The 20275-nt window shown below is 65.4% G+C and carries 20 protein-coding genes and 1 tRNA gene; 16 read left to right on the top strand and 5 right to left on the bottom strand.

Going from position 1 to position 20275, the window contains the following annotated elements; all coding sequences use genetic code 11:
* Positions 1-201: 201 nt before the first annotated feature.
* Together U5798_RS28875 and U5798_RS28880 are read left to right on the top strand one after the other, a co-directional pair.
* Positions 202-984, top strand: a complete 783-nt coding sequence (locus tag U5798_RS28875; RefSeq protein ID WP_124454775.1) for an SDR family oxidoreductase — start codon at positions 202-204, stop codon at positions 982-984.
* A 32-nt stretch (positions 985-1016) separates the two neighbouring features.
* A complete protein-coding gene (locus U5798_RS28880) occupies positions 1017-1457 on the top strand; it encodes an acyl-CoA thioesterase (protein ID WP_124454777.1) in 441 nt (146 codons plus the stop codon).
* Positions 1458-1580: 123 nt separating this feature from the next.
* On the opposite strand, the gene U5798_RS28885 is transcribed toward U5798_RS28880, so the two are convergent.
* A complete protein-coding gene (locus tag U5798_RS28885) occupies positions 1581-2126 on the bottom strand; it encodes a LuxR C-terminal-related transcriptional regulator (RefSeq protein ID WP_322083942.1) in 546 nt (181 codons plus the stop codon).
* A 223-nt stretch (positions 2127-2349) separates the two neighbouring features.
* Here U5798_RS28885 and U5798_RS28890 point away from each other — a divergent pair, with 223 nt between their 5' ends.
* A complete protein-coding gene (locus tag U5798_RS28890) occupies positions 2350-3054 on the top strand; it encodes a CoA transferase subunit A (RefSeq protein ID WP_124454781.1) in 705 nt (234 codons plus the stop codon).
* A gap of 1 nt (position 3055) precedes the next feature.
* Complete coding sequence (locus U5798_RS28895; protein WP_006476194.1) at positions 3056-3697, top strand: CoA transferase subunit B; 642 nt, start codon at positions 3056-3058, stop codon at positions 3695-3697.
* 86 nt (positions 3698-3783) lie between these two features.
* Here the strand turns inward: U5798_RS28895 and U5798_RS28900 are convergent, their stop codons facing one another.
* Positions 3784-4716 (bottom strand): LysR family transcriptional regulator, encoded by a 933-nt coding sequence (locus tag U5798_RS28900; protein ID WP_322083943.1) that lies wholly within the window; start codon positions 4714-4716, stop codon positions 3784-3786.
* 92 nt (positions 4717-4808) lie between these two features.
* On the opposite strand from U5798_RS28900, the gene U5798_RS28905 reads away from it, so the two are divergent.
* Positions 4809-5693 (top strand): EamA family transporter, encoded by an 885-nt coding sequence (locus tag U5798_RS28905; RefSeq protein WP_124454783.1) that lies wholly within the window; start codon positions 4809-4811, stop codon positions 5691-5693.
* Positions 5694-5764: 71 nt separating this feature from the next.
* Here the strand turns inward: U5798_RS28905 and U5798_RS28910 are convergent, their stop codons facing one another.
* The 3 genes from U5798_RS28910 to U5798_RS28920 are packed head-to-tail and all read right to left on the bottom strand — an operon-like array spanning position 5765 to position 8095.
* Positions 5765-6478, bottom strand: coding sequence for an SDR family oxidoreductase (locus U5798_RS28910; RefSeq protein ID WP_322083944.1), 714 nt, complete (start codon positions 6476-6478; stop codon positions 5765-5767).
* Between the two features lie 37 nt (positions 6479-6515).
* Positions 6516-7526, bottom strand: coding sequence for a polysaccharide deacetylase family protein (locus U5798_RS28915; RefSeq protein WP_322083945.1), 1011 nt, complete (start codon positions 7524-7526; stop codon positions 6516-6518).
* 11 nt (positions 7527-7537) lie between these two features.
* Entirely contained in the window at positions 7538-8095 is a 558-nt protein-coding gene (locus U5798_RS28920; RefSeq protein ID WP_124454789.1) for an ester cyclase, read from the bottom strand.
* Positions 8096-8233: 138 nt separating this feature from the next.
* On the opposite strand from U5798_RS28920, the gene U5798_RS28925 reads away from it, so the two are divergent.
* From U5798_RS28925 to pheT, 11 genes are all read left to right on the top strand, one after another.
* Positions 8234-9139 carry a LysR family transcriptional regulator gene (locus U5798_RS28925; protein WP_124455034.1) on the top strand — a complete coding sequence of 302 codons (906 nt, stop codon included), beginning with the start codon at positions 8234-8236 and terminating at the stop codon, positions 9137-9139.
* A 125-nt stretch (positions 9140-9264) separates the two neighbouring features.
* Positions 9265-10161 carry an alpha/beta hydrolase gene (locus tag U5798_RS28930; protein ID WP_322083946.1) on the top strand — a complete coding sequence of 299 codons (897 nt, stop codon included), beginning with the start codon at positions 9265-9267 and terminating at the stop codon, positions 10159-10161.
* Positions 10162-10240: 79 nt separating this feature from the next.
* A complete protein-coding gene (locus tag U5798_RS28935; protein WP_124454793.1) occupies positions 10241-10594 on the top strand; it encodes a RidA family protein in 354 nt (117 codons plus the stop codon).
* 39 nt (positions 10595-10633) lie between these two features.
* On the top strand, positions 10634-12868 hold the full coding sequence (locus tag U5798_RS28940; RefSeq protein WP_322083947.1) for a bifunctional (p)ppGpp synthetase/guanosine-3',5'-bis(diphosphate) 3'-pyrophosphohydrolase: 2235 nt from the start codon (positions 10634-10636) through the stop codon (positions 12866-12868).
* 87 nt (positions 12869-12955) lie between these two features.
* Positions 12956-13032: transfer RNA gene (locus U5798_RS28945), tRNA-Val, on the top strand.
* Positions 13033-13305: 273 nt separating this feature from the next.
* Positions 13306-15213, top strand: coding sequence for a threonine--tRNA ligase (gene thrS, locus U5798_RS28950; RefSeq protein ID WP_124454797.1), 1908 nt, complete (start codon positions 13306-13308; stop codon positions 15211-15213).
* Between the two features lie 49 nt (positions 15214-15262).
* A complete protein-coding gene (gene infC, locus U5798_RS28955) occupies positions 15263-15787 on the top strand; it encodes a translation initiation factor IF-3 (protein ID WP_071734130.1) in 525 nt (174 codons plus the stop codon).
* A 190-nt stretch (positions 15788-15977) separates the two neighbouring features.
* The gene (gene rpmI, locus U5798_RS28960) at positions 15978-16175 is read left to right on the top strand and encodes a 50S ribosomal protein L35 (RefSeq protein WP_004191477.1); all 198 of its coding nucleotides are present in this window, start codon (positions 15978-15980) and stop codon (positions 16173-16175) included.
* A 30-nt stretch (positions 16176-16205) separates the two neighbouring features.
* Positions 16206-16565 (top strand): 50S ribosomal protein L20, encoded by a 360-nt coding sequence (rplT, locus tag U5798_RS28965; RefSeq protein WP_004192938.1) that lies wholly within the window; start codon positions 16206-16208, stop codon positions 16563-16565.
* A gap of 149 nt (positions 16566-16714) precedes the next feature.
* Entirely contained in the window at positions 16715-17728 is a 1014-nt protein-coding gene (gene pheS / locus U5798_RS28970) for a phenylalanine--tRNA ligase subunit alpha (RefSeq protein WP_059234715.1), read from the top strand.
* 96 nt (positions 17729-17824) lie between these two features.
* A complete protein-coding gene (gene pheT, locus U5798_RS28975; protein ID WP_322083948.1) occupies positions 17825-20254 on the top strand; it encodes a phenylalanine--tRNA ligase subunit beta in 2430 nt (809 codons plus the stop codon).
* Positions 20255-20275: the final 21 nt, after the last annotated feature.

Genomic DNA, 20275 nt, shown 5'->3' on the forward strand with positions numbered 1-20275 from the left:
TCGATGAGGCTTGCGGGGGTCATTGGCGTTCCTCTAACCGTTAGAATGCTTTTATTCGGGAGCGTATTGTCTGCGAAACGAAACGCTTGCCGCAACAACATGCGGCTAGATTAGCACGATCGTTCTATTTTTGTGCTAGGGTAATGTCGCCCGGGCTGTGCCGCCCGGGCTGGCGAAACGACATCGAAAGGGGATGTGCAAATGGGTCGGTCGATCAATCTGGAAGGCAAGGTTGCGCTGGTCACGGGCGCGTCGAGCGGCCTCGGGCAGCGCTTTGCGCAGGTGCTGTCGCAGGCTGGCGCGAAGGTCGTGCTCGCGAGCCGCCGCGTCGAGCGCCTGAAGGAACTGCGCGCGGAGATCGAGGCGGCCGGCGGCGCCGCGCACGTCGTGTCGCTCGACGTCACCGACGTCCAGAGCATCAAGGCGGCGGTCGCGCATGCCGAGACGGAAGCCGGCACGATCGACATCCTCGTGAACAATTCGGGCGTCTCGACGATGCAGAAGCTCGTCGACGTCACGCCGGCCGATTTCGAGTTCGTGTTCGACACCAACACGCGCGGCGCATTTTTCGTCGCGCAGGAAGTGGCGAAGCGGATGATCATGCGCGCGAACGGCAGCGGCAACGGCAAGCCGCCGTGCCGGATCATCAACATCGCGTCGGTGGCAGGGCTGCGGGTGTTCCCGCAGATCGGGCTGTACGCGATGAGCAAGGCCGCGGTCGTGCAGATGACGCGCGCGATGGCGCTCGAGTGGGGGCGCCACGGGATCAACGTCAATGCGATCTGTCCGGGCTATATCGATACCGAAATCAATCATTACCTGTGGGAAACCGAGCAGGGCCAGAAGCTGCAGTCGATGCTGCCGCGCAAGCGCGTCGGCAAGCCGCAGGATCTCGACGGGCTGTTGTTGCTGCTCGCGGCCGACGAGTCGCAGTTCATCAACGGCTCGATTATCTCTGCCGACGACGGCTTCGGCCTCGCCTGAGCGGATGACATTCAGCAACAAAGAAGACTGCAATGAGCGCAACAAGCGATTACTCCCCTGTATTTGAGATGTCGATGCCGATCCGCTGGGGCGACATGGACGCGTTCGGCCATGTGAACAACACGGTCTATTTCCGCTACATGGAGCAGGCGCGGATCTCGTGGTTCGAGGAGCTCGGCATTGCCGGCGGCAACGGCGAAGGGCAGGGGCCCGTCATCGTCACGGCGTCGATGGAATTTCTCAAGCAGCTGCACTATCCGGGCGACGTGATCGCGAAGATGTCGGCCGCGAAGCCTGGCCGGAGCAGCTTCGACACCGGCTTCGAGCTCACGCGCGCGGATGATCCGCAGCACGTCTATGCGCGCGGCAAGGCGCGCTGCGTGTGGGTCGACTACGCGCTCGGCAAGTCGGTGGAACTGCCGCAACTGCTGCGCGACACGATCGAGCGCGCACTCGCGACCAAAATCGACTGAGCGCCGGGTCGGCGAGACCGGCGCCGGCGCCGGTGAGCCGCCATGCCTGTCTTACCCGGAGTCATCCGATTCGGCCGCCCAGCGCGGCCGATCTTCATTCGGACGCCGCCACGCGGCGGGCTTTCACTGCCCGAGCAGACGCTGCAGCAGTTCGGGCGTGTTGTTCGTGCCGTATTTGCGCATCAGCCGTGCGCGGTAGATGTCGACCGTGCGCGAACTGATCTCGAGCACGCGCCCGATCTGCTTGCTGGTCTTGCCGGTGGCGAGCTGCGCGGCGATCTCGCGCTCGCGCGGGGTCAGCTCGACGGCGACGCGGCGCGTCGCGCTCAGGTCCTCGAAGGTCCACACGCCAGCCGCGAGCGGCGCGGTGCGGTCGAGCGCGCGGCCCGTCACGTGGCACCAGAACAGCTCGCTGTCCGCGCGCTTCATGATCCTGTCATCCGAGTAGATGCCGTTCGCGGCCATCACGCGCGCGATGCGCTCGCCGATGCGCTGGAATTCGTCCGTCGACGGGTAGAGCACCTCGTACGACTTTCCGATCAGGTCGGCCCGCGCGCAGCGGAAGATCGACGCGAGCGCGTCGTTGCAATCCTCGATCACGCGGTCGCGCGACAGCACGAGGCCGAGCGGCGCGAGGTGGAAGGCAGTCTGGTAATCGAGAGCGGGCATGGCGCAGGCAAGCGGAGGCAAACGCTTATGTATTTTTGCGTATTGTGCCGCATCCGTGCCGCATCGTACCCTTTCAGGCATCTCGCGGTGGTTTGCCGCGACATAAAAACAGCGTGCTTCGACGCAGGCATTGCCGCGCATGCATAGAATGATGCGGCGGGCTTGCGGTCCAACTGGGCGCGTGAACCGGTTTTGCTGGTTTCCATAGAGGAAGGGACAACTGATGAACAAAGTCTATCCAAGCGCGGCTGCCGCGCTGGAAGGGATCGTCCGCGACGGACAGACCTTCGCGGTGGGCGGCTTCGGCCTGTGCGGGATTCCGGAGGCACTGATCGCGGCGTTGCGCGACTCGGCCGTCAAGGGCATCACCTGCATCAGCAACAACGCGGGCGTCGACGGTTTCGGCCTCGGCCTGCTGCTGGAAACGCGCCAGATCAGGAAGATGATCTCGTCGTACGTCGGCGAGAACAAGGAGTTCGAGCGCCAGTACCTGGCCGGCGAACTCGAGCTCGAATTCACGCCGCAAGGCACGCTCGCCGAGAAGCTGCGCGCGGGCGGCGCCGGCATCCCCGCCTTCTTCACGAATACCGGCTACGGCACCGTGATCGCGGAAGGCAAGGAAACGCGCCAGTTCGGCGACCGTCACTACGTGCTCGAGCCGTCGCTGACGGCCGACGTCGCGCTCGTGAAGGCGTGGAAGGCCGACAAGTCCGGCAACCTGATCTACCGCCGCACGGCGCGCAACTTCAACCCGATGTGCGCGATGGCCGGCAAGATCACCGTGGTGGAAGTCGAGGAGATCGTCGAGAACGGCACGCTCGATCCGGACCAGGTCCACACGCCGGGGATTTTCGTGCAGCGCATCGTGCTGAACGCGACGCCTGAAAAACGCATCGAACAACGCGTCGTACGCGCGAAAGGAGACTGACATGGCCTGGAATCGTGACCAGATGGCCGCGCGCGCGGCGAAGGAACTGCAGGACGGCTTCTACGTGAACCTCGGCATCGGCTTGCCGACGCTCGTGGCCAACCACGTGCCGGAAGGCGTCGAGGTGTGGCTGCAGTCGGAAAACGGCCTGCTCGGCATCGGCCCGTCGCCGACCGAGGACGAAGTCGACGCCGATCTCATCAATGCCGGCAAGCAGACCGTCACGACGCTGCCGGGCTCGTCGATCTTCTCGTCGGCCGATTCGTTCGCGATGATTCGCGGCGGCCACATCAACCTCGCGATCCTCGGCGCGATGCAGGTCAGCAAGCAGGGCGACCTCGCGAACTGGATGATCCCCGGCAAGATGATCAAGGGGATGGGCGGCGCGATGGACCTCGTCGCGGGCGTAGGGCGTGTCGTCGTGCTGATGGAGCATGTCGCGAAGGGCGACCAGCACAAGATCCTCGAAGAATGCAACCTGCCGCTGACGGGTGTCGGCGTGGTCGACCTGATCATCACCGATCTCGGCGTGATCGAAGTGACGCCGGCCGGCCTGAAGGTCCTCGAACTCGCCGACGGCGTGAGCGCCGACGAGATCCAGGCGAAGACGGGCGCGCCGCTCGACGTGAGCGCGGTAGCCTGAGTCGTCGTTCGTCCCGATACGCCCCGCATGCCGGAAGGTATGCGGGGCGTTTGCATGGGCGGCCGGCGCGACAGGCCGCGCCGGCGTCAGACGGCGGCCCGCAACGATTCGCCGGCGCGCCCGGTTGCGGATGGGGGCTCGCCGGGCGAACCCAACTGCAGCGCATGAAACAGGAAGCGCTGTAGCGTCGCGGCCGCCGACGTGCGATCGCCGGTATCCGCGTGGCTGAACAGCCCGAAATCGGCGGCGGGCGGGGCCGGCAGTCCGGCTGCCTGTGGATCGAGCGCGCGCATCGTGTCGCGACGCACGTTCCAGTCCAGCAGCACCGAGATGCCGAGGCCGGCCTCGACCGCCGACTGGATCGCGGACAGGCTCGTGCTGGTGCAGATGACGCGCCACGCGCGGCCGGCCTCGCGCAACGTCGCGAACAGCCTGTCCTGCCACGGGCACGCACCGCCGAATGCGACGATGGGCACCGCTTCGTCCGTCGGAAGCCGGGGCGCGGTGTGCGCGGCGGCCCAGCGCAGCGGATGCCGCCACGTCGTGAGCGGCTCGGCGCGGATCAGTGCGGGATCGCCGATCACGAAATCGAGCGCATTGGCCGCGAGTCGCTGCGACAGCACCGGGCTCGTATCGACGACGATCTCGAGCGCGACGTTCGGAAACGACGCTGCGAACTGCCGCAGCGCGTGCGGCAGATGCCCGACGGCGATGTCCTCGAGAATGCCGAGCCGGACGGTGCCGGAAATGTCGCCCGCGGTGAGCGCGGCGCGGGCGGCGAGCCCGATGCCGAGGAGCTCGTGCGCATACGGCAGCAGCACGCTGCCCGCCGCCGTCGGCGTCACGCCGCGCGGCGAGCGTTCGAGCAGGCGCTGGCCGACTTCTTCCTCGAGCCGGCGCAGCGCCATGCTGACGGCGGCCTGCGTGCGATGCAGCACCATTGCCGCCGCGCTGACGCTGCCGGTTTCGATCACGGTGACGAACGTGCGCAGCAGCGTGCTGTCGAGATCGCGGATCATCAATTTTCCTGATGCAGACATAAGAATTATCAGCTTATATCAGGCGCGCGGCCGCGGTTAGCATCGGCGTGTCACTGATCTGGAGCGGTCGAATGAGCGAGGAATCGAGTACGGTACGGCCGGGTGGTGTCGCGCGCACGGCTGCCCCATTCGCGAACGCGGTCGCGCCGCTGCTGGCGGTCGCGTCGATGTGCAGCGTGCAGCTCGGCGCGGCGCTGTCGAGGCCGGCGACGATCGAGTACGGCACCGTAAGCACAACCTGGTTGCGGCTCTGTTTCGCTGCGCTCGCGCTCGCGGTTGTCGTGCGGCCGCCGCTTCGCACTTATTCGCGGCAACGCTGGATTGCGGCCGTCGCGCTCGGCAGTGCGATGGCCGTGATGACGCTGTGCTTCTTCGAAGCCGTGCGCCGCGTGCCGCTCGGGCTCGCGGTGGCGATCAACTTTCTCGGGCCGCTGGCGGTCGCCGCCGTCGGCGTGCGCAGGCCGGCGATGCTCGTATGGCCCGTGCTGGCACTGGCGGGCGTGCTGTTGCTGGCGCGGCAGGACGGCATGTGGGTGACGGCGCCCGCCGCGCTGGTCTTTCCGGTCGGTTCGGCGCTCGGCTGGGCCGCCTATATCCTGTTGATGAAGCGCGTCGGTACGTTGTTCGACGGATTGCAGGGGCTCGCCACGTCGCTGATCGTGGCCGCGCTCGTCACGACGCCGTTCGGGCTTGCGCAAAGCGGCGGCCATCTGCCGGCCGGGCAACTGGTCGATGCCGCATATCTGGCGGTGCTGGTCCCGCTGTTTCCCTACGTGCTCGAGCTGATCGCCCTGCGGCGGATGAGCGCGTCGGCGTTCGGCATCCTGATGAGCGCCGAGCCCGCGATCGCTGCCGTGATCGGTTTCGTCGTGCTGGCGCAGCCGATGAGTGCGCTGCAGATCGCCGGCACGCTGTGCGTGGTCGGCGCGAGCATCGGTGCGGTCGTGCAGAAGTAGTCGCGTCGTCGCGAACGCACGGCCATGACGAGCCGGTGCGTGCGCGGGGTGTTTTTTCGCGAGTGCATGCGTCACGCGATCGCGCCGCCGCCGTCGATCAGTACCGTCGAACCGGTCGCATAAGGCGTTGCCGCCAGATACAGGATCGCATTCGCGACATCCTCCGGCTGGCCGACCCTGCGTGCCGGAAGCCGCTGTGCGGCGCCTGCATACATCGCGTCGCGTGCGTCGGGTGCGAGCTTCTCCCACAGCGGCGTTGCGATCAGGCCGGGCGATACGGTATTCACGCGAACCGGCGCCAGCTCGAGTGCCAGGCCGCGGGCGAGGGCTTCGAGCGCCGCATTGATCGCCCCCTGTAGGACCGACGACGCGCTCGGCCGCACACTCAGGTAGCCGGATACGAACGTCAGCGAACCGCCGGGCGCGATATCGATCGCGCGGGCGATGCGGTATGCGCCCCAGAACTTGCTGTCCATCGCCGCCTGCGCATCGGCAAGCGGCAGTGCACGGACCGGGCCCGTGGCCGTCTTCGCGGCCGAGATCACGACGTGGTCGAACTCGCCGGCACGCGCGCAGAAGGCGTCGACGTCCGTCGTATTCGTGATGTCGAGCGTTTCGCGCCGCACGTGCGCGGCTGGCATGGCGTCGACGTCGGGCCTGCCCGGGTGGCGCGAGGCGATCGTCACTAGCGCGCCGCGTCGCGCGAATGCTGCCGCCGTGGCGGCGCCGATGCCGGAGCTGCCTCCGACGACGAGGACTTTCTTTCCGTGAAGCAGATCATTCATGAGTGTCTTTCCTGGGTGAGTGTTGATGGGAATCCCGTCAGATCGTTTCGGTTTCGCGCAGCGTCGACGGGCTGTGCAGGGCGAAGCGCGCAATGTCGTCCTTGCGCATGAAGGCGACGCCCGGGTGTGATCGCGCGTAGTGCAGGAACGCGTCCCACGCGCGGACCATCTGCGGCGTGCCGCTGATCCGGTCATGCGCACTGATCGACATCAGTCTGCGCCGCTGCCCGGCTTCCGCGTACAACTGGTCGAAATCGAGCTTGATCTGCTCGAGGAACATCGTCGGCGAATAGTTGCGACCTTCGATCAGCAGGATGTCGTTGTTGCGCAGCGTGTACGGAACCACCGCGAAATCGCGACCGCCGACGGTCTCGATGAACGGTTCGTCCCGACTGACGTCGTCGATGTGATAGGTGTAGCCGAGTTCCTGCAGCAGCGGCAACGTATGCGGTCCGCGCCGCAGCCAGTTGCAGTTGTAGCCGGTTGGGCGCTGGCCGGTCACCGATTCGACCATGTCGCGTGCTTCGGTCAGGAAGCGACGCTCTTCGTCGCGGCTCATCGCGAATTGTGCGCGCCACGTCGGGCCGTGTGCGGCAGCTTCGTGGCCGCGCGACACGATTTCACGTGCCAGTTCGGGGTGCCGGCGCGCGGCTTCCCCGATCATGTGCGACGTGACTTTCACGCCGTGTCGGTCCCACAGGTCGAGCAGGCGCGGAATGCCTTCCCGGTAGCCATACGCGAACCAGGTGGCCGACGCGAGATCGACCGGCACCGACGGCGGGAACGCGACGGCCGGGAACGGGCTGTCCGCGCCCGTGGGCGGCTGTCCGCCCGCTTCGAACTGCATCGAGATCGAGATCGCGAGGCGTGTGTCGTCCGGCCAGAACGGCGCGGCCCCCGGTGCGGTGGGCGCCGGCGTCGGCGCGGCGGTTGCGGGCAGGGAGGCGCCGGCCGCCAGCGCGATGCCGGTCGCCAGTCCGGCACCGGCCTGGACCAGGAACGTGCGGCGCGGCAGGGGCGTCGGGCGTTCGTCGTTTCCGTGGGGCATCGTTCCCTCCGTCAGCCGACGAGTCCAAGCTGACGCAGCAACGTCAGGTTGTCCTCGATGTGCCAGTTTTCCGCGATCCGGCCGTGGTCGATCCGGTAGATATCGGTCGCGATGAAGTCGATCGCCTGTCCATGCCCGGCCGTTCCGTTGAAGGTGCCGGTGAAATGTCCGCGAAAATGCAGGTGCACGACGACACGGTCGCCCGCGACGATCATCTGTTCGATGTCGCAGCGCAGATCCGGGATCGCGCCGCGCATCGTGCCGGACGCCGCGAGCGGCCCCGGCAGCCCTTGTTCGCGGCCGGGTGGCAGCGTTCGGTCGGTGAAGTCGGCGGCGAGTGCCGTGCGGGCGAGGGCGGGATCGCCGGTATTCCAGAAGGTGCCGTAGCGGCGCGCGGCCAGAATTTGCGCACGGGCCTGCGCGGCCGGCAAGCCTGCCGCGACGGTCAGGTTGTGCGGCGCGACGAGATCGGCAGCACGCGACGCGGCTGGCCAGAGCGCAACGGCGCAAGCGGCCGCCGCCAATGCGTGTGCGATTGGGCCGGTGGCCGAACGAAAGCGGATCGACATGGTTTCGGAGGTCCTGTGAGGGGCGTCGGGCGACGACGCGGAACAGGTATGGTAGGTTTCCGTTCTGCATGCAAATACGGGCGAATGGCGAATGGATTCTTCGAAAAAAGGAAAGATTCGGATGAGATGGTGGCCAGGATGCTGATCGACGATTTCCCGGCGCTCGATACCTTCGCGAGGATCGTGGCGGCCGGCAGTCTGTCGGCGGCGGCGCGCGAACTCGACCTGTCGTTGTCAGTCGTCAGCAAGCGGCTCGCGCACTTGGAGTCGCGGCTCGGCGTCCGCCTGCTGCACCGGACGACACGACAGCAAACGCTGACCGATGACGGCGCGCAGTTTCACGCGCAGGTGCTGCGCATCCTGGAGGAGGTTGACCGCGCCGAAACGCTGATGCGCGATCGTCGCGGCACGGTCAGCGGTGTACTGCGCGTGACGGCGCCCGGCGAGCTCGGCCGCTTGCGGATCGCGCCGCTCGTGGCGGCATTTCAGCAGCGACATCCGCAATTGACCGTGCAACTGGTGCTGACCGATACCGTCGTCGATCTGCTCGCAGCCGACATCGACGTCGCCGTGCGGATCGGCAATCTTGCCGATTCGACGATGATCGCGCGCGAGCTGGCGCCGAATCATCGCGTGCTGTGTGCGTCGCCGGGCTATCTGGCGGCGCACGGGCTGCCGGTCCATCCGGCCGAACTCCGTGCGCATCGATGCATCGTGATGGGCGACCAGCCGCGTGCCGAATGGCGGTTCGATGGCGCTCAAGGCGGCGTGGCGGTCGAGGTGACGGCCGCGCTGCTGACGAACGACGGCGGCGCGGCGCGCACGCTGGCGCTCGAGGGCGCGGGCATTGCGTTGAAGTCGATCTGGGATGTCGACGCCGATCTCGATGCCGGTCGGCTCGTGCGCGTGCTGCCGGCGTTCGCGGCGTCCGCGGCACCGCTGCATGCCGTCTATCCCGGCGGCCGTCACGTGCCGTTGCGCGTGCGGACATTCGTCGATTTCCTGCGCGAGCAATTGCGGGGCGCCTGGCGCCGCAACGATTGAATCCGCCTCGGGAGATGGGCCGGCCGCGTGGCGGCTCGTCGTTGCGAAGCGGTTTACAATCGTTTGCATCGGGCGTCGCAAGCGTTGCCCCGCGCGTCGCCCCCGTTCTCCACAGGATGCCAACGATGCCAACGACCCCAGCGAATCCTCCGGTTCCCCGCCAGCGGCGCGTGCAGTGTGCGAGCGCGGCCGGCCTTCACCATGTCGCCTATACCGAGTGGGGCGATCCCGCCAACCCGCGCGTGCTCGTCTGCGTGCACGGCCTGACCCGCTCGGGGCGCGATTTCGACCGGCTGGCCGCCGCGCTGTCCGATACGTATCGCGTCGTGTGCCCCGACATCGTCGGGCGCGGCCGGTCGGATCGGCTGGCCGACCCGCGGCTCTATGCGATTCCGCAGTACGTGGCCGACATGGTGACGCTGATTGCGCGGCTCGACGTCGAATCGGTCGACTGGTTCGGCACGTCGATGGGCGGCCTGATCGGCATGGCGCTCGCGGGGCTGCCCGGTTCGCCGCTGCGCCGGATGATCGTCAACGACGTCGGTCCGCGCATCGAGCCCGATTCGCTCACGCGCATCGGCGAATACCTCGGCGTGCAGCCGCGCTTCGATACCGAGCAGGAGGCCATCGACTATCTGACGTCGCTGTCGCTGCCGTTCGGCGCGCTGACTGCCGACGAATGGCGCGAGATCAACGGGCCGTTGCTGCGCGAGCTGCCCGAGGGCGGCTGGACGATGCGCTACGATCCGCGCATCGCCGAGCCGTTCAAGGCGACGACGCCCGAACTGGCCGCGCTCGGCGAAGCCGCGCTGTGGCATGCGATCGAGACGACGGATGCGTCGCTGCTCGTCGTGCGCGGCGAGACGTCCGACCTGCTGTCGCGCGAGACGGTGGCCGACATGGTGCGTCGCGGCCGGCATGTGACGCACGCCGAGATTCCGGGTGCGGGCCACGCGCCGGCGTTCATCAGCGCCGACCAGATTGCGCTTGCACGACGGTTTTTCGTCGAAGGCGACGCATAAACGCGTCATAATATGCGGTTCGGCGGCACGCGGGCCGGGCCGCCGAACGATTCCTTACCCATCACGAGCGGAACATTCCATGGCAGTCATTCGTCACCACGTCGGGGCCCGTCTCTCCGAAACCGCGATCCACAACGGTACCGTGTATCTGGCCGGCCAGATCGCCGAAGACACCACGCAGGACATCAGGGGCCAGACGCGCGAAGTGCTCGGCCACATCGACCGCCTGCTCGCCGAAGCGAACAGCGACAAGGCCCATCTGCTGTCGGTGCAGATCTACATCTCGGATCTGGCGAACTTCGACGGCATGAATGCCGAATGGGACGCATGGGTCGCGCACGGCAACACGCCGCCGCGCGCCACCGTCGAGGCGAAGCTCGCGGATCCCGCGCTGCTCGTCGAGATCGTGGTCGTCGCCGCGCAGCGGAGCTGAGCGTTATCCGACGATGACCGCATTCCGCCAGGCCGTGCAATGACCGAGTCCGTTTCCGCTTCCCCCGTCGCGGCACCGTCGTTCGACGACGTACTGGCGTTCGTGCGCGAACGGGCCGGCGACGCACGCCTGTCGTCGGGCGAGTTGCTCGCCGATCACTCGGCCGGCACGGCGGCGATCATGCGCACGCTGAACGTCGACCCGTCCGCGATGCAGGCCGCGGCGCTGTTCGTGCTGACGCCGCACCTGAGCGACCCCGAGCGCGAGCTCACCGAGCGTTTCGGCGAAGAGGTGGCGCGGCTCGTGTCCGACGTGCGCAAGCTGTTGCGGCTAGGCACCGTCAGCCTGCGCGCCGCGCAGAACGCCAGGCCCGACACGGGGCGCGACGCGGCGGAAGAGCGGCGCACGCAGATCGAAGCGCTGCGCAAGATGCTGCTCGCGTTCGCGCAGGACATCCGCGTCGTGCTGATCCGGCTCGCATCGCGGTTACAGTCGCTGCGCTATTACGCGGCCGCGAAGATCGAGCCGCCGCCCGACGTCGCGCGCGAGACGCTCGAGATCTATGCGCCGCTCGCGAACCGTCTCGGTATCTGGCAACTGAAGTGGGAGCTCGAGGATCTCGCGTTCCGCTTCGAGGATCCCGTCACCTACAAGCGGATCGCGAAGCTGCTCGACGAGAAGCGCATCGAGCGCGAGGCGTACGTCACGCAGGCGATCGAGCGGCTGCAGCACGAGCTCGCGGAAGCGAGCATCCAGGCCGACGTGAGCGGCCGGCCGAAACATATCTACAGCATCTGGCGCAAGATGCGCGGCAAGGAGCTCGATTTCTCCGAGCTGTACGACGTGCGCGCGTTTCGCGTGATCGTGCCGGACATCAAGGATTGCTACGCGGTGCTCGGCATCGTGCATCACCTGTGGCAGCCGGTGCCGAAGGAATTCGACGACTACATCTCGCGGCCGAAGCCGAACGGCTACAAGTCGCTGCATACGGTCGTGATCGGCGACGACGGCCGCGCGTTCGAGGTGCAGATCCGCACGCAGGAGATGCACCGCTTCGCCGAGTACGGCGTGGCCGCGCACTGGCGCTACAAGGAGGCCGGTGCGCGCGGCTATGGCGGCCAGTTCTCGGCGAGCGACAAGTACGACGAGAAGATCGCGTGGCTGCGCCAGTTGCTGGCGTGGAAGGACGACGTCGAGGACGGCACCGAGGTGTCGGGCGACCAGGCGTGGGCGCAATTGCGCGAGACGTCGCTCGACGACGACCATATCTACGTGCTGACGCCGCAGGCGCGCGTGATCGCGTTGCCGCAGGGCGCGACGCCGGTGGATTTCGCGTATCACCTGCACAGCGAGCTCGGCCATCGCTGCCGCGGCGCGCGCGTCGACGGCGTGATGGTCCCGCTGAACACGTCGCTCGCGAACGGCCAGACGGTCGAGATCGTCGCGGTGAAGGAGGGCGGGCCGTCGCGCGACTGGCTGAACCTGCAGCTCGGCTACCTGAAGAGCCCGCGCGCGCGGCAGAAGGTGCGTGCCTGGTTCAACTCGATCGAGCAGGAAGAAAACATCGCGCATGGCCGGGCGCTCGTCGAGAAGACGCTGCAGCGCGAAGGCAAGACGTCGGTCAGCCTGGACAACCTCGCCGCGAAGCTCGGCTTCAAGTCGCCCGAGGAGCTGTTCTCGGTCGTCGGCAAGGAAGAGTTCAGCCTGCGCAATGTCGAGCACGCGCTGTCCGATGCGCCGCCGCCGGAGCCGGCGCCCGAGGCGCCCGCCGATTTCGAAAAGCGCGGCAGCGGCGCGAGCGTCGCGCACGGCGCGTCGACCGGCGTGCTGGTGGTGGGCGTCGATGCGCTGCTGACCCAGCTGGCGCGGTGCTGCCGTCCGGCGCCGCCCGATCCGATCAGCGGGTTCGTCACGCGCGGCAAGGGCATGTCGATCCACCGCACCGATTGCCCGACGTTCCGCCGGATGGTCGAGCGCGCACCGGAGCGCGTGCTGCAGACGACCTGGTCGGCCGACGTGCTGGGCGGGCGCGGCGCGTCCGTCTATCCGGTCGACCTGATGATCGAGGCGAGCGACCGGCAAGGGTTGCTGCGCGACATCTCCGAAGTGTTCGCCCGCGAGAAGATTAACGTGGTGGGCGTGAAGACGCAGAGTCGCCGCAATGCGGCGTTCATGCAGTTCACGGTCGAGGTATCGAACTCGGCGCAGGTGCAGCGCGCGTGCACGCTGCTCGGCGAGGTGCAGGGCGTCGTGCGGGCAGGGCGGAAGACGTGATGTGGGGTTGGAACACCGTTATTTTGCTGCGACCGCATAAAAACACTTGCCAAGCCCGTAACGGCTCCATATAATCTTAGCTTCTCTAGGCTCGTAGCTCAGCTGGTTAGAGCACCACCTTGACATGGTGGGGGTCGTTGGTTCGAGTCCAATCGAGCCTACCAACGAATTGAGAATGCCCGGTCTCCGGGTGTTCGATGCAGTAAAGAACTCAACGCGAACAAGGCGAATACGGTTATGACACCGCGAACGTTGACCGAAACTACTTCGGAGCGACGCTAGTCGAGGAACGTTTTCGCCCTTTCAGTTTGAGTGAAGTATCGAATGCGGCCCCTCGAAAGCGGGGCCGCATTTTTTTTGTCGCGAAATTTCTGCGCGTGATTTTTTGATCGCGCGTACCTGGTCTGCCGCCCACTGTCGGCATCACGGAGAATGCTATGGTTTCGATACGCTTGCCTGACGGCTCAGTTCGACAATACGAGCATCCGGTGACAGTTGCCGAGGTTGCAGCCTCGATCGGTCCCGGCCTTGCGAAGGCTGCGCTTGGTGGCAAGCTCGATGGCGAGCTCGTTGACACGTCCACGGTGATCGACCGCGACGCGTCGCTCGCGATCATCACGGACAAGGATGCCGACGGTCTCGACATCATCCGTCACTCGACCGCGCACTTGCTCGCGTATGCGGTGAAGGATCTGTACCCGGACGCGCAGGTGACGATCGGCCCGGTGATCGACAACGGCTTCTATTACGACTTCTCGTACAACCGTCCATTTACGCCGGAAGATCTGGAAAAGATCGAAAAGCGCATGCAGGAGCTCGCGAAGAAGGACGAGCCCGTGACGCGTCGCGTCGTGTCGCGCGACGAGGCGGCCGGTTACTTCCGCAGCATCGGTGAGAAGTACAAGGCCGAGATCATCGAATCGATTCCGCAAAGCGACGAAATCAAGCTGTACTCGCACGGCGGCTTCACCGATCTGTGTCGCGGCCCGCACGTGCCGTCCACCGGCAAGATGAAGGTCTTCAAGCTGATGAAGGTCGCGGGCGCGTACTGGCGCGGCGATTCGAAGAACGAGCAGCTGCAGCGCATCTACGGTACGGCCTGGACGAAGAAGGAAGACCAGGATCAATACCTGCACATGCTCGAGGAAGCGGAAAAGCGCGACCACCGCAAGCTGGGCAAGCAGCTCGACCTGTTCCACATGCAGGAAGAGTCGCCGGGCATGGTGTTCTGGCATCCGAAGGGCTGGGCGCTGTGGCAGCAGGTCGAGCAGTACATGCGCCGCCGCGTGAACGACGCCGGCTACCTCGAGATCAAGACGCCGATGATCATGGACCGCTCGCTGTGGGAGGCGTCGGGCCACTGGCAGAACTACCGCGAGAACATGTTCACGACGGAGTCGGAGAAGCGCGACTACGCGATCAAGCCGATGAACTGCCCGGGCCACGTCCAGGTGTTCAAGCACGGCCTGCGTTCGTACCGCGACCTGCCGCTGCGTTACGCGGAATTCGGTTCGTGCCACCGCAACGAGGCGTCGGGCGCGCTGCACGGCCTGATGCGCGTGCGCGGCTTCGTGCAGGACGATGCGCACATCTTCTGTACGGAAGACCAGTTCATCTCGGAATCGATCGCGTTCAACACGCTGGCCATGAGCGTGTACAAGGATTTCGGTTTCGATCACATCGACATCAAGCTGTCGTTGCGCCCCGAGCAGCGCGCGGGCACGGACGAGACGTGGGATCGCGCCGAGCAGGGCCTGCGCGACGCGCTGACGGCCTGCGGCCTCACGTGGGAAGAGCTGCCGGGCGAGGGCGCGTTCTACGGCCCGAAGATCGAGTACCACATCAAGGATGCGCTCGGCCGCTCGTGGCAGTGCGGCACGCTGCAGCTCGACATGGTGCTGCCGGAGCGCCTCGGCGCCGAGTACGTGGCGGAAGACAACAGCCGCCGCCGGCCGGTGATGCTGCACCGCGCAATCGTCGGTTCGATGGAGCGATTCCTCGGCATTTTGATCGAGCACCATGCCGGTGCAATGCCCGTCTGGCTCGCGCCGTTCCAGGCAATTGTGCTGAATATCGCCGAAAGTCAGGCCGAATATGCGCACTCTCTGGCCCAAACGTTGCAAAAACAAGGGGTTAGAGTGGCGGCCGATTTGCGCAACGAGAAGATTAGCTATAAAATACGCGAGCACACGCTGGAAAAGGTGCCTTATCTCCTCGTCGTGGGCGATAAGGAGCGTGATGCGCAAACGGTAGCCGTGCGTGCCCGTGGCGGCGTCGACCTTGGCGTAATGCCGGTCGAAGCCTTCGTTGAGCGTCTGCAGGAAGACCTGCGCTCGTTCAAGTAACCGCCCTGGCAGCGCGGCTCGTTTTTTTAATTTTTAGAGGAAACGTAACATCGCTACTGATAAGTCGTCGCACCGCATCAACGGTGAAATCACTGCGCCGGAAGTGCGTCTGGTCGGGATCGAGAACGAACCGCTCGGTATCGTAAAACTCGCTGATGCTTTCCGTAAATCGGAAGAACTGGATGTTGACCTGGTGGAAATCGCGCCGCAAGCGGTTCCCCCGGTTTGCCGTCTGATGGATTACGGCAAGTTCAAGTACCAGGAATCGAAGAAGCAGCACGAAGCGAAGCTGAAGCAGAAGGTCATCCAGGTCAAGGAAGTCAAGTTCCGCCCGGGTACCGATGACGGTGACTACAACGTCAAGCTCCGCAATCTCGTGCGCTTCCTCGAAGAAGGCGACAAGACGAAGATCACGTTGCGTTTCCGCGGCCGTGAAATGGCTCACCAGGAAATCGGTATGCGGATGCTCGAGCGTCTGCGCACGGATCTCGAGGAAGTCGGCCAGGTCGAGCAGATGCCGAAGATGGAAGGGCGCCAGATGATCATGGTGCTCTCGCCGAAGAAAAAGAAGTAACGGGCCCGCGCGCTTCGCGTGCTGGTTCGACAGTGGTTCGGCGCGTTGCCCGGTCAGGGCGGCGTGCCAACGATGACGGCGGCTGCGCAAGCGGGTCGCCGTACACAAGTGGACTGGGTTTCGAAGGGCGGGTCAAGGGCGCAAGCCAACCGCACACCCATCGCCATCTAATAAACTGGAGTTGTTCGTCATGCCTAAGATGAAGACCAAGAAGAGCGCTGCAAAGCGCTTCGTGGTGCGTCCGGGCGGTACCGTCAAGCGCGGTCAAGCCTTCAAGCGTCACATCCTGACCAAGAAAACCACGAAGAACAAGCGTCACCTGCGCGGCGCAACGGCAGTTCATGATTCCGATCTGAACTCCGTCCGCGCGATGCTGCCGTTCGCGTAACCCCTCAACTGATACTCTAAGGAGAGAAACATGCCTCGAGTCAAACGTGGGGTAACCGCACGGGCCCGCCACAAGAAGATCATCAACCTGGCCAAGGGTTATCGCGGCCGCCGCAATAACGTCTACCGCATCGCCAAGCAGGCGGTGATGCGCGCTGGTCAGTACGCGTACCGCGACCGCCGCAACAAGAAGCGTGTGTTCCGCGCACTGTGGATCACGCGTATCAACGCGGCAGTTCGCCAGCACGACATGACCTACAGCGTGTTCATCAACGGCCTGAAGAAGGCGTCGATCGAACTCGACCGCAAGGTCCTGGCCGACATGGCGGTGTTCGACAAGGCTGCTTTTGCTGCGATCGTCAAGCAGGTGAAAGCCGCCGTTGCAGCCTAATTGCAAAATTAGCACTGCGTGGTTAGTTGCAGCGATGTTCCGGTAGTCTCGGCCGCTGCAGCGAAAACGGGGCTCTTCCGAGCCCCTTTTTTGTTTGGCCGGGCGATTTTGCTCGCCGAAAACGAATGACGTTGGAAATGATGGGATCTATGGATCTGGACCAGATTGTCGCCGACGCGCAGCAGTCCTTCGAACAGGCTGCCGACATCACCACGCTCGAAAACGAGAAAGCACGGTTTCTCGGCAAGTCGGGTGCGCTGACCGAGTTGCTGAAGGGCCTCGGCAAGCTCGATCCCGAAACACGCAAGACCGAAGGCGCACGCATCAACGTCGTGAAGCAGCAGGTTGAAGCCGCGCTGACCGCCCGTCGCCAGGCACTGGCCGACGCGCTGCTGAATCAGCGCCTCACTGCCGAAGCGATCGACGTCACGTTGCCGGGCCGCGGCGCCGGTGCAGGCAGCCTGCACCCCGTGATGCGCACGTGGGAGCGGGTCGAACAGATTTTCGGCTCGATCGGTTTCGATGTGGCCGACGGCCCCGAAATCGAGACCGACTGGTACAACTTCACGTCGCTGAACAGCCCGGAGAACCATCCGGCGCGTTCGATGCAGGACACCTTCTACGTCGAAGGCAAGGATGCCGACGGTCGCCAGCTGCTGCTGCGCACGCACACGAGCCCGATGCAGGTGCGTTATGCGCGCATGAACCGTCCGCCGATCAAGGTGATCGCGCCGGGCCGCACGTATCGCGTCGACAGCGATGCGACCCACTCGCCGATGTTCAATCAGGTCGAGGGGCTGTGGATCGACGAAAACATCAGCTTCGCCGACCTCAAGGGCGTCTATACCGACTTCCTGAAAAAATTCTTCGAGCGCGACGACATCCTCGTGCGCTTCCGTCCGTCGTATTTCCCGTTCACGGAACCGTCGGCCGAGATCGACATGATGTTCGAGCAAGGCAAGAACGCCGGCAAGTGGCTCGAGATTTCCGGTTCGGGGCAGGTGCATCCGACCGTGATTCGCAACATGGGCCTCGATCCCGAGCGCTACATCGGCTTCGCGTTCGGCAGCGGCCTCGAGCGCCTGACGATGTTGCGCTACGGCGTCCAGGATCTCCGGCTGTTCTTCGAGAACGACCTGCGTTTCCTGCGCCAGTTCGCATAACGCCGCTCGCCGCGCCGACCTGTGCCCGCGCACGCCCCGACGGACGTTTCCGAGGGGCCCGGGCGTCGATCTAACCTGTTTCGAACGTAGACATCCATGCAATTCCCTGAATCCTGGTTGAGAACCTTTGTCGACCCGCAGCTGACGACCGACGAGCTGTCGCACGCGCTGACGATGGCGGGGCTCGAAGTCGAATCGCTGAGCAAGGCTGCGCCGCCGACGTCGAAGATCGTCGTCGGCCGCGTGCTCGAAGTCGTCAAGCATCCGGATGCGGACAAGCTCAATGTCTGCCAGGTCGACGCCGGCACCGGCGCGACGCTGAACATCGTCTGCGGCGCGCCGAACGTCGCGCCCGGCATCAAGGTGCCGGTTGCATTGGTCGGCGCGGAACTGCCGCCGGCGGAAGAGGGCGGCAAGCCGTTCGCGATCAAGCTGTCGAAGCTGCGCGGCGTGGAAAGCCAGGGGATGCTGTGCTCGGCACGCGAACTGAAGCTGTCCGAGGACCACAGCGGCCTGCTGATCCTGCCGGAAGACACGCCGGTCGGTCAGGACATCCGCGAGACGCTCAATCTCGACGACACGATCTTCGAAATCAAGCTGACGCCGAACAAGGCCGACTGCCTGTCCGTGTTCGGCATCGCGCGCGAGACGTCCGCGATCACCGGCGCGCCGCTGACGCCGGTCGACATCCGCCCGGTGCGCGTCGAGCTCGACGAAACGCTGCCGGTGCGCATCGCCGCGCCCGATCTGTGCGGCCGCTTCTCGGGTCGCGTGATCCGCGGCGTGAACGCACACGCGAAGACGCCGCAGTGGATGGTCGAGCGCCTCGAGCGGTCGGGCCAGCGCAGCGTGTCCGCGCTCGTCGACATCTCGAACTACGTGATGTTCGAACTCGGCCGCCCGTCGCACGTGTTCGATCTCGAAAAGATCCACGGCGGCATCGAGGTGCGCTGGGGCAAGCGCGGCGAATCGCTGAAGCTGCTCAACGGCAACACCGTCGAACTCGACGAAACGGTCGGCGTGATTGCGGACGACCGTCAGGTCGAGAGCCTGGCCGGCATCATGGGCGGCGACAGCACGGCCGTCACGCTCGACACGACCAACATCTATCTCGAAGCCGCGTTCTGGTGGCCGGACAGCATCCGTGGCCGTGCGCGCAAGTACAACTTCTCGACCGACGCGGCCCATCGCTTCGAGCGCGGCGTCGATTACGCGACGACCGTCGAGCACGTCGAGCGTATCACGCAGCTGATTCTCGAGATCTGCGGCGGCAAGGCCGGCCCGGTCGACGACCAGTCGGTGAACCTGCCGCAGCGCGCGCCGGTGAAGATGCGCGTGTCGCGCGCGAACCGCATCATCGGCGTGAAGATCAGCGCCGACGAGATCGCCAGCATCTTCACGCGCCTCGGCCTGTCGTTCGAGCGTGAAGACGACGCGTTCCTCGTCACGCCGCCGTCGCATCGCTTCGACATCGAGATCGAGGAAGACCTGATCGAGGAAGTGGCGCGCATCTACGGTTTCGAAAAGATTCCGGCGCGTCCGCCGGTTGCGACGAGCGAAATGCGCGCGACCAACGAGACGCGGCGCTCGATCCACGACATCCGTCACGCGCTCGCCGCGCGTGACTACGCGGAAACCGTCAACTTCAGCTTCGTCGATGCGGAGTGGGAGCACGATTTCGCGGGCAACGACAACCCGATCCGGTTGCTGAACCCGATCGCGAGCCAGCTTTCGGTGATGCGCACGACGCTGTTCGGCAGCCTGATCGCCGTGCTGCGCCACAACCTGAACCGCCGGGCCGATCGCGTGCGCGTGTTCGAATCGGGCCGCGTGTTCCTCGCCGATGCGTCGGTGAAGGCCGGCGAGCTGGCGGTCGAAGGTCATGCGCAGCCGAAGCGGGTCGGTGCGCTGGCATACGGTCCGGCAGTCGACGAGCAGTGGGGCGTCGCTACCCGCGCGGTCGATTTCTTCGACGTGAAGGGCGATCTCGAGGCGCTGCTGGCGCCGGCGGCCGCACGCTTCGTGAAGGCAGAGCATCCGGCCCTCCATCCGGGCCGCAGCGCACGCATCGAGGTCGATGGCCGCGCGGTCGGCTGGATCGGCGAGCTGCACCCGCGCCTGATGCAGAAGTACGAGCTGCCGCACGCGCCGGTGATGTTCGAGATCGATGCGGACGCGCTGATTGCACGGGCGCTGCCGGCACCGACCGACGTGTCGAAATTCCCGCCGGTCCGTCGCGATATCGCCGTGGTCGTCGATCAGGCAGTCGAGGTTCAGGCACTTTTCGACGAAATGAAGAAGGCGCTTGCAGAAGAGGCCTGCCGATTCGTTCAGAAGGTTGTACTCTTCGACGAATTTCGTGCAAAATCAAATACTTCCGGTGGTCTTGCCGCGCACGAGAAGAGCCTTGCGTTCCGTGTGACGCTGCAGGACGCGGCTGGCACGCTACAGGACGAGGTCGTCGATCAGGCGATCCAGACGCTGGTCGAGCGGATGGCTCGTGCCGGTGCGCGCCTGCGCGGCTAAGGAGAAGGCCCGCCCGTTCGC

The organism is Burkholderia sp. BCC1972, assembly GCF_905339605.1.
Classification (GTDB): Bacteria; Pseudomonadota; Gammaproteobacteria; order Burkholderiales; family Burkholderiaceae; genus Burkholderia.